This window comes from Croceibacter sp. (assembly GCF_002716225.1).
Classification (GTDB): Bacteria; Bacteroidota; Bacteroidia; order Flavobacteriales; family Flavobacteriaceae; genus Croceibacter; species Croceibacter atlanticus.
The window spans coordinates 1-14,225 of record NZ_PAZX01000020.1; the positions used below are offsets into that span (position 1 = coordinate 1).

At 35.0% G+C, this 14,225-nt stretch carries 12 protein-coding genes and 2 pseudogenes; 7 read left to right on the forward strand and 7 right to left on the reverse strand.

Translation table 11 applies throughout. The features are described from left to right. From CL818_RS13330 to panC, 3 genes are all read right to left on the reverse strand, one after another. On the reverse strand, positions 1–840 hold an 840-nt coding region (locus CL818_RS13330), incomplete at its 3' end, for a lysylphosphatidylglycerol synthase transmembrane domain-containing protein (RefSeq protein WP_286973353.1). A gap of 6 nt (positions 841–846) precedes the next feature. Next, positions 847–1,197, reverse strand: coding sequence for an aspartate 1-decarboxylase (gene panD, locus CL818_RS13335; RefSeq protein WP_013186054.1), 351 nt, complete (start codon positions 1,195–1,197; stop codon positions 847–849). A gap of 8 nt (positions 1,198–1,205) precedes the next feature. After that, positions 1,206–2,057, reverse strand: a complete 852-nt coding sequence (panC, locus tag CL818_RS13340; RefSeq protein WP_272973216.1) for a pantoate--beta-alanine ligase — start codon at positions 2,055–2,057, stop codon at positions 1,206–1,208. A gap of 108 nt (positions 2,058–2,165) precedes the next feature. Between panC and CL818_RS13345 the strand changes: the two genes are divergently transcribed. The 6 genes from CL818_RS13345 to CL818_RS13370 all read left to right on the forward strand — a co-directional run bounded on the left by CL818_RS13345 (position 2,166) and on the right by CL818_RS13370 (position 8,950). Beyond that, a complete protein-coding gene (locus CL818_RS13345) occupies positions 2,166–2,984 on the forward strand; it encodes a glycogen/starch synthase (protein WP_272973217.1) in 819 nt (272 codons plus the stop codon). A 5-nt stretch (positions 2,985–2,989) separates the two neighbouring features. Beyond that, on the forward strand, positions 2,990–4,585 hold the full coding sequence (gene bamH / locus CL818_RS13350) for a BamH family beta-barrel-assembly machinery protein (RefSeq protein ID WP_286973355.1): 1,596 nt from the start codon (positions 2,990–2,992) through the stop codon (positions 4,583–4,585). A 12-nt stretch (positions 4,586–4,597) separates the two neighbouring features. Continuing rightward, positions 4,598–6,445 carry a glutamine--fructose-6-phosphate transaminase (isomerizing) gene (glmS, locus tag CL818_RS13355; RefSeq protein WP_286973357.1) on the forward strand — a complete coding sequence of 616 codons (1,848 nt, stop codon included), beginning with the start codon at positions 4,598–4,600 and terminating at the stop codon, positions 6,443–6,445. A 259-nt stretch (positions 6,446–6,704) separates the two neighbouring features. Then, a complete protein-coding gene (gene atpD, locus CL818_RS13360; protein WP_286973359.1) occupies positions 6,705–8,210 on the forward strand; it encodes a F0F1 ATP synthase subunit beta in 1,506 nt (501 codons plus the stop codon). Positions 8,211–8,251: 41 nt separating this feature from the next. Then, complete coding sequence (locus tag CL818_RS13365; protein WP_286973361.1) at positions 8,252–8,527, forward strand: FoF1 ATP synthase subunit delta/epsilon; 276 nt, start codon at positions 8,252–8,254, stop codon at positions 8,525–8,527. A gap of 84 nt (positions 8,528–8,611) precedes the next feature. After that, positions 8,612–8,950, forward strand: coding sequence for a hypothetical protein (locus CL818_RS13370; protein ID WP_286973363.1), 339 nt, complete (start codon positions 8,612–8,614; stop codon positions 8,948–8,950). A gap of 145 nt (positions 8,951–9,095) precedes the next feature. Here the strand turns inward: CL818_RS13370 and nhaA are convergent, their stop codons facing one another. Beyond that, on the reverse strand, positions 9,096–10,415 hold the full coding sequence (nhaA, locus tag CL818_RS13375; RefSeq protein ID WP_286973365.1) for a Na+/H+ antiporter NhaA: 1,320 nt from the start codon (positions 10,413–10,415) through the stop codon (positions 9,096–9,098). A gap of 76 nt (positions 10,416–10,491) precedes the next feature. Further along, a pseudogene (locus CL818_RS13380) lies at positions 10,492–10,608 on the reverse strand (helix-turn-helix domain-containing protein); the annotation flags it as partial. A 94-nt stretch (positions 10,609–10,702) separates the two neighbouring features. Between CL818_RS13380 and CL818_RS13385 the strand changes: the two are divergent. Beyond that, positions 10,703–11,569, forward strand: a complete 867-nt coding sequence (locus CL818_RS13385) for a cupin-like domain-containing protein (protein ID WP_286973367.1) — start codon at positions 10,703–10,705, stop codon at positions 11,567–11,569. 79 nt (positions 11,570–11,648) lie between these two features. Here the strand turns inward: CL818_RS13385 and CL818_RS13390 are convergent, their stop codons facing one another. Together CL818_RS13390 and CL818_RS13395 are read right to left on the reverse strand one after the other, a co-directional pair. Next, positions 11,649–13,892 carry an inorganic phosphate transporter gene (locus CL818_RS13390; RefSeq protein WP_286973369.1) on the reverse strand — a complete coding sequence of 748 codons (2,244 nt, stop codon included), beginning with the start codon at positions 13,890–13,892 and terminating at the stop codon, positions 11,649–11,651. A gap of 75 nt (positions 13,893–13,967) precedes the next feature. After that, positions 13,968–14,225 (reverse strand): annotated as a pseudogene (locus CL818_RS13395) (porin); the annotation flags it as partial.

Sequence of the window (14,225 nt, forward strand, 5' to 3'; positions counted from 1 at the left end):
ATATATTAAAATTGCGCCTATAGCAAATGGATATACTCCTATGCCGCCATTAGTTGCAGAAATAGCAAAAGACCCAACTGCAAAAGCTGCAAGAATACCAGCAATGCTTAAGTTCTCTGTTCCGGGAATACAATATTTAATAACACCAAACATAAGCACATAAGAGAGCCAGATAAATACTGTATGAAAGATAAACGCCCACTTATTCTTCATATGCAAAATGCTTTTCATACCGTCTAAAAGTCCTTCTGCAAATGTTCTTAGCTTCACAAAGAATTTGTGGGTAGAGCTCTTTAATATTCGAACACCTACTAGCACGCCAACCACTAATAAAACAATAATTCCAACAGCCATTAAAGGATTAATATCTTGGTCATTAAAATAGTTCAACAAAGTGTCTGTCTGTAACAGTATAGCAGTAGCAACTACTAAAAGTAACATAATAAGGTCTGCAATACGTTCTGATACAATAGTCCCAAATGCTTTTTCAAAAGGAACTTTCTCATAGGTGGAAATAGTTGCACCTCTTAAGACCTCTCCAGAACGCGGTATGCCAAGGTTGGCCAAATATGCTACCATAACTGCCATAAAACTATTATAAAACTTAGGTTTATATCCTAAAGGTTCTAAAAGAAACTTCCATCTGTAAGCCCTAGATGCATGGCTTAGTAATCCTAAAATAAGGGAAACGGCTATCCAAAACTTATCAGCTTCTACTATATTAACCCAAAGCTTTTCGCGTTCTTCCGGAGTTGCGCTAGACACCATATACCAAATTAAAAAAACTCCCAGTAAAAGTGGGAGTAGTGTTTTTAAAATTTTAGAAAGGTGTTTATTCAAAGTTGTTTATTTCAGAAGGTTATTCTCTTCATTAGGAAACACTAAAGACGGTTTAAAGTTCTTAGCCTCATCCATGGTCATCATACCATAAGTAATAAGAATAAGAATATCTCCTTTTGCAACTTTACGAGCAGCTGCTCCATTTAAAGTAATTTCACCACTTCCTCTAGGGCCAGGAATTGCATAAGTTTCAAGACGTTCGCCATTGTTGTTGTTCACAATTTGAACTTTTTCGCCTTCAACTAAATTTGCAGCATCCATTAAATCTTCATCTATGGTAATGCTACCAATATAATTAAGGTCTGCACCTGTGACTTTCACACGGTGAATTTTAGATTTTACTACTGTTACAAGCATATTCAAAATTAGTAATTTAAAGAGACATTATCAATCAATCTTACGTCTTCTACAAATACAGCAATAAAAGCCCTGTATTTGTTGTTCTTATGTTTTCTCTTAATGGTTTTAAGTGTGTCTATGTTGGCAATTTCAAAATACTCTAGCTCTAGTGCTTCTTGTTTGTCAAATTCACTCTTAACCCATTCATTAAGTTGCCTTGCCGACTTATATTTAAAATCTTCTTTAACTTTTTGTAGTGTTTTGTAAATAAATGCAGATGCATCTCTGCGTTCTTTAGACAGACGTTCATTTCTTGAACTCATAGCGAGTCCGCTATTTTCTCTATAAATAGGACAACCTACTATAGTTACTGGCTGTTTGGTTAAAGAAATCAATTTCCTAACAATCTGTAATTGCTGAAAATCTTTTTCTCCAAAATAAGCATAATCTGGCTTTACAATATCAAAAAGAAGCTCTAAAACTGTGCCTACACCGTTAAAATGACCTTGCCTGTATTTGCCTTCCATTTCATTAGCAATAGCTCCAAAATTATAAGAGTTAGAAGTGATATTGCCATTATATAAATCTTCTGCATTTGGAGCAAACACAATAATATCGTTATGCAACGTTTTTAAAAGTGCCTCGTCTTTTGATAATGTGCGAGGATAGTTTTTTAAATCTCCTGCATTGCCAAATTGCGTAGGATTTACAAAAATGCTTACCACAACAATTTCGTTTTGTGATAAAGCAGATGTCACCAAAGCAAGATGGCCTTTGTGCAAAGCACCCATTGTAGGAACAAAACCAACAGTGTTATTACCCGTTCTTTGAGAGTTTAGAAATGCTTGTAGAGATGTGGCGTCCTTAAACGTAGGCATTTATATTGTGTTAATGGCGTGCAAAAGTAAGATTAAAAATGGTTATTGGCTTAAATTTTTGTAATTTTGCGTGTTTTTTGAACCAAGTAACGCTTAAAGTAAAGACCTATGAAAGATAAGAGGATATTATACATATCATCTGAAGTAATACCGTATCTGCCAGAAACAGAAATATCGTCGATGTCTTTTGAGATGCCTCGAATGATAAACAGTATTGGTGGACAGATTCGAATTTTTATGCCAAGGTTTGGTAATATAAATGAGCGTCGTCACCAATTGCATGAGGTTATTAGATTGTCTGGTATGAATTTGGTCATTAATGATTTAGATATGCCGCTAATAATTAAAGTTGCATCTATTCCTAAAGAGCGTATGCAGGTTTACTTTATAGATAATGAAGATTATTTTAAACGTAAAGCTACACTAACAGATGAGGATGGAAATTTATTTCCTGATAATGATGAGCGTGCAATATTCTTTGCTAAAGGTGTAATTGAAACCGTTAAGAAATTAAACTGGTCTCCAGATATTATTCATGTTCACGGTTGGTTGGCATCTTTATTGCCATTATATCTTAAAAACTACTACGGTAATGAGCCTTTGTTTAAAGATGCAAAAATTGTGACATCGGTTTATAACTCAGGTTTTGAGGGTTCTTTAGATGAAGACATGGCTCAGAAAATTATGTTTGATGGTATAGAAGATACAAGCGTTGCTCACATTGTTGAGCCTACTTTTAATGGTTTAATGAAAACATCTATGGATTTTTCTGACGCCATAGTATTAGGTAGCGAAGATCTTTCTGATGAATTGGTAGCGTATGCAGAAGCAAGTAAAAAACCAGTATTAGAATACAAAGGGCTTGAGAGTTTTTCTCAGCCGTTACAAGAATTTTATAGCACAAAAGTGCTAAATGATAAAGAATAAATTTAATGACTATAACTAAAAATTTTATAAAAGTAGCAGCTCTTCTAGTTGCTATTTTTTATTTAGGTTCATGTGAAGAAGAAGAGTTTAATACTGTAGGTTCAGATTTAATTCCTTCAGAAAATTTTGATGCATTATTGTTTGATGGAACTCAAATGGTTACATCGCAACAAGATATTGTTGGTGTGCAAACAAATGGTTTGCCAACATACTTGTTGGGTGTTTATAATGATGAAATTTATGGACAAACATCTGCAAGCGTCTTAACACAATTAGTAATGGCTTCTGCAAACCCAACTTTCGGAGATAATGTAGAGTTAGATAGTGTGGTTATGTCTATTCCTTACTTTAGTACACCTACAGCAGCAGAAGGAGATACTACATTTTATAGTTTAGATTCTATTTACGGCAGTGGTCCAATTAAACTAAGTGTTCAGGAGTCTGGATATTTTTTAAGAAATGTAGACCCAAACTCGGGAGATGGTTTTAGTAATGCTCAACTGTACTACTCTAACCAACAACAAGAATTTGAAAATAACTTAAGAGATTTTGTGTTTTTTGAAGATGATAATTTTGAGTTTTCTAACGAAGAACTTGTATTAAAGAGATTAAATGAAGAGGACGATGATGAAGATGAGACAAATGATACAATTGTTGAGAGAGTTACGCCAAGACTTCGCGTGAAGTTAGATAGTACTTATTTTAAGAATAATATTATAGATAAAGAAGGTTCAGAGGAGTTGTTGAATAATAATAACTTTAAGAATTTCTTTAGAGGTTTGTATTTTAATGCAGAAGCTGTAAACCCTAATGGCTCAATGGCATTACTTAATTTTGGATCTACAAATGCAAATATAACATTGTATTACAGATCAGACTTAGAAGAGTCTAATGGTGGTACAGAAGGAGAGACAACTACAGATAATACAACTAAGACCTTTGTGTTAAATTTCGGTGATATAATTGTAAACACCTATAAGACTCCATTTACGCCATCTCAAAACAATCAAAACTTATATATAAAAGGCGCTACGCCTAATATTGCTGAAATTGAACTGTTTAGCGATGAAGATCAATTAGATTCTTTAAAGCAACTTGACTGGTTGGTGAATGAAGCAAACTTAACATTCTATGTAAATCAGCAATTAGCAGACAATGGAGAGAAGGAGCCAGAACGTATATTTGTGTATGATTTAAATAATAATACTATCTTGTTTGACTATACTATAGATTTTACTCAAAATGCAACAGATCCAGTTAATTCTAGAATATTGCACTTGGGAAGATTAACAAGAACACAGAATGAATCTGGTAGTACAACAGACGAAGAAGAAACTGGTATTTTCTATAAGATTAAGATGACAGAATATGTGAAAAACATAATTCAAAACGACTCCACTAATACTCGAATAGGAGTAGCTGTTTCTCCTAACGTTGAGATTTTAGGAGATCTTAACGCAAAAACAAGTAACAGCTCAGAAGATGTTACTGTGCCTTTTACAGCTCCATTATCACCAGAAGGTACAGTGCTTCACAGTAATTTGTCGCCTAATGAAGACAAGCGACTAAAATTAAGAATCTATTACACAGAACCAAACTAACAACCAAAACTTATGTGTGGAATTGTAGGCTATATTGGACATCGTGATGCGTATCCAATTATATTAAAAGGATTACAGAGATTAGAATATAGAGGTTACGATAGTGCTGGAATAGCATTATGGGATGGAAGTGAAATTCAACTTTGTAAGACAAAAGGTAAAGTAGAGGAGCTAAAACAAAAATGTGAGTCAAGTGCTACCATTAAAGGTAATATTGGTATTGGTCACACACGTTGGGCAACTCACGGTGTGCCTAATGATGTAAACTCTCATCCTCATTATTCAAACTCTGGAGATCTTGTAATTATTCATAATGGAATTATTGAAAATTATGACCCATTAAAACAAGAGCTCACTAAAAGAGGTTACAAATTTAAATCTGATACAGATACAGAGGTGTTAGTTAACCTTATTGAAGATGTAAAGAAAAATGAGAAAGTTAAGTTAGGTAAAGCAGTTCAAATTGCTTTAAACCAAACGGTAGGAGCTTATGCAATTGCAGTTTTTGATAGAAAAAAACCTAATGAAATAGTTGTAGCAAGATTAGGGAGCCCTTTGGCCTTAGGTGTTGGAGAAGATGAGTTTTTTATAGCGAGTGACGCTTCACCGTTTATTGAGTTTACAAAAAATGCTATCTACTTAGAAGATGGCCAAATGGCAGTAGTAAGAAATCATAAAGATTTAAAAATATGGAAGATTAAAGATGATTCTTTAGTGGCACCATATATACAAGAGCTACAGCTAAACCTTGAGCAAATTGAGAAAGGTGGTTATGATCACTTTATGCTTAAGGAAATTTATGAGCAGCCAGACGCAATCAGTGATACCTACAGAGGTAGAATGTTGGTGAATGAAAACCTCATCAGAATGGCCGGAATAGATGATAACATCGAGAAATTTCTTAACGCTAAGCGCATTATCATTGTAGCTTGTGGAACTTCTTGGCACGCTGGTTTAGTTGCAGAGTATATTTTTGAAGACATTGCAAGAATACCTGTAGAGGTTGAGTATGCTTCAGAATTTAGATACCGTAATCCAATAATAAACAAGGATGATGTCGTAATTGCAATTTCACAAAGTGGAGAAACTGCAGATACTATGGCGGCAATTAATCTTGCAAAAGAAAACGGTGCATTTGTTTTTGGTGTTTGTAATGTTGTAGGCTCATCTATCTCTAGAGAAACACATGCAGGTGCATATACTCACGCAGGACCAGAAATTGGGGTAGCCTCAACAAAGGCTTTTACAACTCAAATTACAGTGTTAATTCTAATTGCACTAAGATTAGCTAAGCAAAAAGGAGTGTTGTCTAATTCGCAGTTTAATGAACACTTAAGAGAATTAGAACAAATTCCAGAAAAGGTAAAGAAGGCTTTAGAGTCTAATGAACATATAGAGGTTGTTGCAAGTAAATATAAAGATGCTAAAAACTTCCTTTATTTAGGTAGAGGATTTAACTTTCCTGTTGCTTTAGAAGGTGCTTTAAAACTTAAGGAGATATCTTACATACATGCAGAAGGGTATCCTGCTGCAGAGATGAAGCATGGACCAATTGCTTTAATAGATTCACAGATGCCTGTTGTGGTTATAGCTACAAGAAAAGGGCATTATGACAAGGTTGTTAGTAATATTGAAGAGATAAAATCTCGTGAGGGAAAAATTATTGGTATAGTTACTGAGGGTGATGTTGAAGTAAGAAAAAGAGCAGACTATGTTATAGAAGTTCCTGAAACTTTAGAAAGCTTAACGCCTTTATTAACCACTATTCCGTTACAGCTCTTGTCTTACCATATAGCGGTAATGCTAGATAAAAACGTAGACCAGCCAAGAAACCTTGCAAAGAGTGTTACTGTAGAGTAATTGTCTTGAAAATGGAATACTATAAATTTAAAAGAGCTCTAATTTAATTAGAGCTCTTTTGTTTTTGGCTAGTGTATAATAGTTTATGTAAAGTACAGTGCTTTATTAGTGGTTGTATTAAATATAAATATATGTATTCAAAAAACTTCAAAATTTCCGTATTGCATTTTAAATTAAAAAACTATCTTTGCACCTTGAAAATGAAGGGTACTTGTATCCTATTTTATATAAGCTAAATACACTAAAAACCATTTAGATAATGTCTAAAGTCACAGGAAAAGTTGCTCAAATTATTGGCCCTGTTGTTGACGTTGCGTTTGACACAGAAGGCGAACTTCCAAAAATTTACGATTCTCTTGAAATAAAAAGAGAAGACGGATCTATCTTAGTTCTAGAAGTACAATCACACATTGGTGAAAACACCGTGCGTACTATCTCTATGGACTCTACAGATGGATTGTCAAGAGGTACTGCTGTTGAAGCGACAAACGCTCCAATACAAATGCCTATTGGTGATGTTTACGGGAGACTATTTAATGTTGTAGGAGATCCTATTGATGGTATGGAAGACATGCCTAAGACTGGAGACAACGGTCTACCAATTCACCGTAATGCACCTAAGTTTGAAGATCTATCTGTATCTACAGAAGTTCTTTTTACTGGTATTAAAGTAATTGACCTTATTGAGCCTTATGCTAAAGGTGGTAAGATTGGTTTATTTGGTGGTGCAGGTGTAGGTAAAACTGTACTTATTCAAGAATTAATTAACAACATTGCAAAAGGACACGGTGGTTTGTCTGTATTTGCAGGTGTTGGAGAGCGTACTCGTGAGGGTAACGATTTACTTCGTGAGATGTTAGAGTCTGGTATTATTAAATACGGAGATGACTTTATGCACTCTATGGAAGAAGGTGGATGGGATCTTTCTAAAGTAGATAAAACTGCTATGAAAGACTCTAAAGCAACGTTCGTATTCGGACAAATGAATGAGCCACCAGGAGCACGTGCTCGTGTAGCGCTTTCAGGATTAACTATTGCAGAATACTTCCGTGATGGAGCAGGAGATGGTCAAGGAAAAGATGTATTATTTTTCGTAGATAATATATTCCGTTTTACACAAGCAGGATCAGAGGTGTCAGCACTTCTTGGTCGTATGCCTTCTGCGGTAGGTTACCAACCTACCTTAGCAACCGAAATGGGAGCTATGCAAGAGCGTATTACATCAACTAAAAAAGGATCTATTACATCTGTACAAGCGGTATACGTACCTGCAGATGATTTAACAGATCCTGCTCCTGCAACAACGTTTGCTCACTTAGATGCAACAACTGTATTATCTCGTAAAATTGCTGAGCTTGGTATTTATCCAGCGGTAGACCCGTTAGATTCTACATCTCGTATTCTTACGGCTGATATTTTAGGTGATGAGCACTATGCGTGTGCACAACGTGTAAAAGAGTTGTTACAGCGTTATAAAGAATTACAAGATATTATTGCTATTTTGGGTATGGAAGAATTATCTGAAGAAGATAAACAAGCGGTAAACCGTGCACGTCGTGTACAACGTTTCCTTTCTCAGCCATTTCACGTAGCAGAGCAGTTTACAGGTATTCCAGGAGTATTGGTAGATATTAAAGAAACCATTAAAGGATTTAATATGATTATGGACGGAGAGTTAGATCACCTTCCAGAAGCAGCCTTTAACTTGAAAGGTTCTATTGAAGAAGCAATCGAGGCTGGAGAAAAAATGTTAGCTGAATCATAAATTGCTTAAAGCTATAAGCTTAAAGCCTAAAGCATAAAATAATGTATTTAGAAATAGTAAGCCCAGAAGCTTTATTGGTAAGTGGAGAAGTAGAGTCGGTAACTGTACCGGGCGTAGAAGGTGAGTTTCAAATGTTAAATAATCACGCCCCAATTGTATCTGTTTTAGCGAAAGGGAAAGTAAAATTTTCTGGAAATCCTACCATAGCTGAAGGTTTTGAAAATAAATTCAATAAAGAAGATGGGAAGTGGGTACTTGAAATTACCAGCGGAACCATTGAAATGAATAACAATAAAGCGATTGTGTTGGCCGATTAAACAGCATATATCAAAACAATTAAACCCCAAATTTCACTTTCGAAATTTGGGGTTTTTTATTAATGTGAGTATTATTGTCTTCTTGTGATTAAGCAAAACGTTTTTATTTCTGAAGGAAACCGTCCACTATGGCATAGAATTATTGCTGCACTTTGCTATACGCTTTTGTTAGTCTGTCTATATAAATTTGTTGTCGAACCTAATACAGGTTGGTTATATGCAGCAAGTATGTTGCTTTCAACTGGCTTGACATTTTCCGTGATTAGGGACTACCATTTTGATTTTGAAGAAAAGAGATATAAAATTGAACATTGTGTTGGTCCTTTAAAGTTTGGTAAATGGAAAGATTTTAAAAAGTTAGAATATATTTCAATTTTTAAAAACGGAAAAGGGTTTTACGAAGTTAATCTTTCGGTACAATAGAAACAATCATTTTAATATAACTACGCTCGACAATTTTCAAGATTGTTTTGAAATAGGTAAAAACATTGCTGAAAAACTAAAAATCGACTTTTTAGATGCGGCGACAGACCCAAGAAACTCTGTATGGGTGAATCAGTAGATTTTGTTAAACGTTACGGGATGCTTTTTCCTCTTCATTCTTTTTTAATTGAAACCTCAAAATAAGATATCCTGCTATTCCGGCAACCATCGAGCCTAATAAAATTCCAATTTTAGAGGTCGTCAATAGGTCATTAGATCTAAAGGCTAATTCGGCTATAAATAGTGACATAGTAAAGCCTACGCCACCTAAAAAACTAACTCCGAGAATTTGTTTAAAGTTTATTCCAGTGGGAAGTACCGCAATTTTAAGTTTATAGGCTAAATAGCTAAATAAAGTAATACCTATAACTTTCCCCAGAACCATAGCAATGGCTATTTGTGAGATAAGCTCTGTAGTGCTCAACGAATCGAGACTTATGGTTATTCCGGCATTGGCCAAGGCAAATATGGGCATAATAACAATCGCAACCCATCCACTAAGGCCATTTTCCAATTGTTGCATAGGTGTTTGTACGCGATCGGTTATCAGGTTTATTTTATCGACAGCATCCTGTTGTTCATCCGATAAGACAATTCTTTTGGCCTTTGTTTTCTTGAAAAGGTTTAGGGATTTTCGTATTTCTTCAAAAAAGTTGTCTAGTTCTATGTTTCTACTCGATGGAATGACCAATGCCAATAAAACCCCTGCAATTGTAGGATGTATCCCGGATTTTAAGAAAAGGACCCATACAGCGATTCCAGAAATTAGCAGTAAATATTTTGAGTGAAATTTTTTGTAAGCCAAAAATGCCAAAAAAGTTAATATGCCAAGTGCTACAAATAAATAGGAGAGGTGCATTTCGTGACTATAGAATGTTGCAATTACCAAAATGGCACCAATATCATCAATAATAGCGAAGGTTGTCAAAAATATTTTAAGTCCTAATGGTACACGCTTCCCCAATAAATTAAGTATTCCTAATGAAAAGGCGATGTCTGTAGCCATAGGGATACCCCAGCCTGATGCTCCTCGGTCTTGGTCGTGTAGTAATAAGAAAATAGCAATAGGAACAACAATACCCCCCAAAGCCGCAAAAATAGGCATAGATGCCTTTCGCATGGTGGTAAGTTCGCCATCTAAAATTTCACGTTTAATTTCTAAACCTACATAAAAGAAGAAAATGGTCATTAGCCCATCATTTACCCACAAATACAGAGGTTTTTCAATTATAAAATCTGTATTACTAAAACCAATGGCAAAAGTTTCGTTCCAGAAAGTATGATAGCTTTCGTGCCAAGGCGAATTTGCCCAAACCAAAGCAATGACCGTAAACAAAAGTAGGATATAACTACCCGATGTTGAGCTGTTTATAAACGTTTCGACGGGGTTTTTAGCTATTCTCAAATTAGTAAGGTGTTTATTTGTGTTTTTAAAGCTATAAAGTTATAAAATGTGATTCTGTTTAAGTATTAAAAATATGTCAATCTTTAATATATAATAAAATATCACTTGGTTGACAGTCCAAAACTATACAAATCGCCTCTAAAGTAGAAAATCGTACTGCTTTAGCTTTTCCAGATCTTAAAATAGAAAGATTCAACCTTCAAAAAATCACTGCCGCTACAAAGTAAACTTTTCTTTAAGAAAACCTTTCGGCTAAGTTTTGTAATTTAGCTGTTTTCAAATTATTTATGCAATTACAAGAAATAGATAGAGTCAAGACGATTTCAAAAGAAGACTTTATCAACAACTATTTTAAACCTCAGAAACCCGTCGTAATTGAACGATTTATTGAGGAATGGCCTGCTTATAAAAAGTGGGATTTAGATTATATGGCTAAAGTGGCAGGTGATAAAGAAGTGCCGCTTTATGATGATAGACCTGTGAGCCACGAAGATGGCTTTAACGAGCCGCATGCCACCATGAAAATGAGCGAGTATATTGACTTGCTCAAAAAAGAACCTACCAAATACCGTATATTCCTTTGGAATGTTTTAAAAGAGGTGCCAGAACTTCAAAAAGACTATTCTTATCCAGATTTTGGAATAAAATTAATGAAGGGCCTTCCTATGCTTTTCTTTGGTGGGGAAGACAGCTATACGTTTATGCATTATGATATTGATTTGGCCAATATTTTTCATTTTCATTTCCACGGAAAAAAAGAAGTGATATTGTTTGACCAAAAGCAGAACGATTACCTTTATAAAATACCACATTCGCTTATAACCCGCGAAGATATAAACTTTGCCAACCCTGATTATGGTAAATGGCCGGCTTTAAAAAAAGCAAAAGGTTTTAAAACACATTTAGAACACGGCAATGTTTTATATATGCCTGAAGGCTATTGGCACTATATGCGGTACATAACACCTGGTTTTTCCATGAGTTTGCGTGCCATTGCTAGAAATCCTAAAAACATAGGAAAAGCCATTTATAACATTGCTATCATGCGTCATTTTGATACCTTAATGCGTAAGCTTAAAGGGCAAGAGTGGATTGATAAAAAAAATGAAAAAGCAATTACTAAAACACATAGCAAACTGGGTATAGACGGATAATTAAGTTGTTCAAAAAATAGAAAAAGAGCCTTTTACAAATTTTGTAGAAGGCTCTTTTTTCTTTCCGAAGAATTATATTTTATACTTTTTTGTAGCTTATATAATACTCTTCCATTAAGTTCATTAGAGCGGTAATCAAATCTTTTGTCTCTAATAATAAACTGAAGTATAAAGCAGTGTTTTTAGGACTCGACTCTTCGGTTCCAGTACGGGCTATTTGCTTTTCAATTTTTTCTGAAACATATTCAAATAGCTCTTGTTTTTTATCTAACACCATTTCAATCTTTTCGATTTCTCGATTTTGGAAGATAGATTCAATATCAACAAATAAGTTTTCCAAAGATTGATCGATTTCCTGTAAATCTTTAATTTGATTAAAACGTAATGCCTTGTGATTATTATTTACGTGTTTATAACTCGCTTTTGAAATAAATTCAAGCGATTGGGCTACATCTTGCAAATTCCCAAGGATAATGATGTAGAAGTTGCTTCCGCGAACACTTTTTTCATCCAGATCTTTTATGAAATAGAAAATATTATCACGCAATTCATCAATTTCATCGTTCAGCTTCTTAACTCCTTTTTTACTCTTTTTCAGCTTAGAGGTGTCTTGTTTAGCCAATCCTCGAAGCATATCAGAATAGATTTTATTGCTTCGGTGAATCACTTTTGCTATATTGTCTGCACTTTCCTGAATGATGCCTTGTACGGTATTACTTTCAGTTTTTTTAAGACCGGTTTCATCCATTATAATGTTGCTCTTCTTTTTGTAAGAAAGGTAGTTTCGTACTAATAAAAGTACGGCTAACATAAGTAAAATAGCTATTGCTACCCCTTTGCCTAAGTAAATAAGATATGCTAATGTTCCTGCAGCTACAAATGCACTAAATGCAGTGAAGAACCAGCCGCCAATTACATTTAGTACTCCAGCTACACGATATACTGCACTTTCACGCCCCCAAGCCCGGTCTGCAAGCGATGTCCCCATGGCAACCATAAAGGTTACGTAAGTGGTAGATAAAGGTAATTTCATAGAGGTTGCGATTGAGATAAGAACACCTGCTACAACTAAGTTAATAGAAGCACGAATCATATCAAAAGCCGGCAATTCGTAGGTTCTATGTTTTGGTAATTCTACTACAGGTTTCTCAAAACGCGAGTTTATATTTTTAGTGGTAGCTTTTGGTAAAATATAATTTAACCCTTGTGCAACTCTCGAAGTGCCTTTTACAACTACTCTAGATAACATATTAGGTTGAAATTTTTCGTGACCTTCTCCTTGTCTGGATAGTCCGATTTCGGTTTCGGCTACGCTACGGGCTTTTTTAGAGAACCAAAGCGTCAATACCATTACACCACCAGCTATAAATAGTAAGAAAGGTTCTGCGGGCACTTTTTCAGAAAGAACATCCATAGAAAAAGTAGAGGCAGCTTCACCAGAGGCCAACCAAGCTTCATACGAATGAAAGGCAGCCATAGGAACACCGATAAAGTTAACCAAGTCGTTTCCTGAAAAGGCGAGCGCTAAACCAAATGTACCTACTGCAATTACGATAATAAGAATACTTTTCTTGAAAAGTTTCATAAAGAGAAAAGAAAAGAGCGTCCAGAAATTAAAGCTTCCTCCAACAAAGTAAAGCTCGTTCCCTTCTACTACCTCTTTAAAATCTCCGTAGTAAGGGGTTCCTTTCAGTCCTTTCATAAAGATGAAATATCCAATGGCCGTTAGGGCAACGCCGCCAAACAAAGCGCCAAAGTTTTTAATTCTCTTTTCGTAATGAAACGTAAACACTAAACGGGACAGCCACTGAACGACTGCACCCACCGTAAAGGCGATGACGACGGAAAGTAGGATCCCTAATATAATTTCGGTAGCTTTTGCCGTGTTTATATATTTACCTAGATCTGCCCAAGTTTCAGTTTCATTAGCGCCAATTTTTATTAGCGACATCACTACGGCAGCTCCCAATAATTCAAAAACGATGGAAACGGTTGTTGATGTTGGCAAACCGAGGGTGTTGAAAAAATCGAGCAGTAATATATCGGTTATCATAACTGCCATAAAGACAATCATGATTTCTTCAAAGTAAAATTGTCCAGGGTCGAAAATACCTTTTCTGGCAACCTCCATCATCCCGCTTGAAAAGACGGCGCCGATAAAAATACCAAGACTGGCAATAATCATTATCGATTTAAATGATATGGCTTTAGAACCGATGGCAGAGTTAAGGAAATTAACAGCATCGTTACTAACCCCTACAACAAGATCTGCAATGGCAAGTACTGCCAATGCTACAATCATTAATAAGTATATGTTTTCCATTTTATTTAATTAAATTGGTGCAAATCTCTTAATTTAATTGCCCTTTATTGTTATCAAATTGTTATCTATTATCTTTTAAAAATGTAGGTCAAATCCTATTCGAAATGCTATTGGGCCTTTTTCACTTTCAATTGTATTATAGCTTAAATCGCTTTGTACTTTTAATTTATGACCTACAATATATTTTGAAATTCCAATAGTGTATTGATTTTGGCTTTGTTTTCCGGTTATCTCATCAAAACTGATTGTAGTAAAGCGCCCAGCTACTTCATAGTTGTTTTTAAAAAGATAGCCGGCTTGAAAATTTAAAGCGTCTCCAACTAAAACAACATC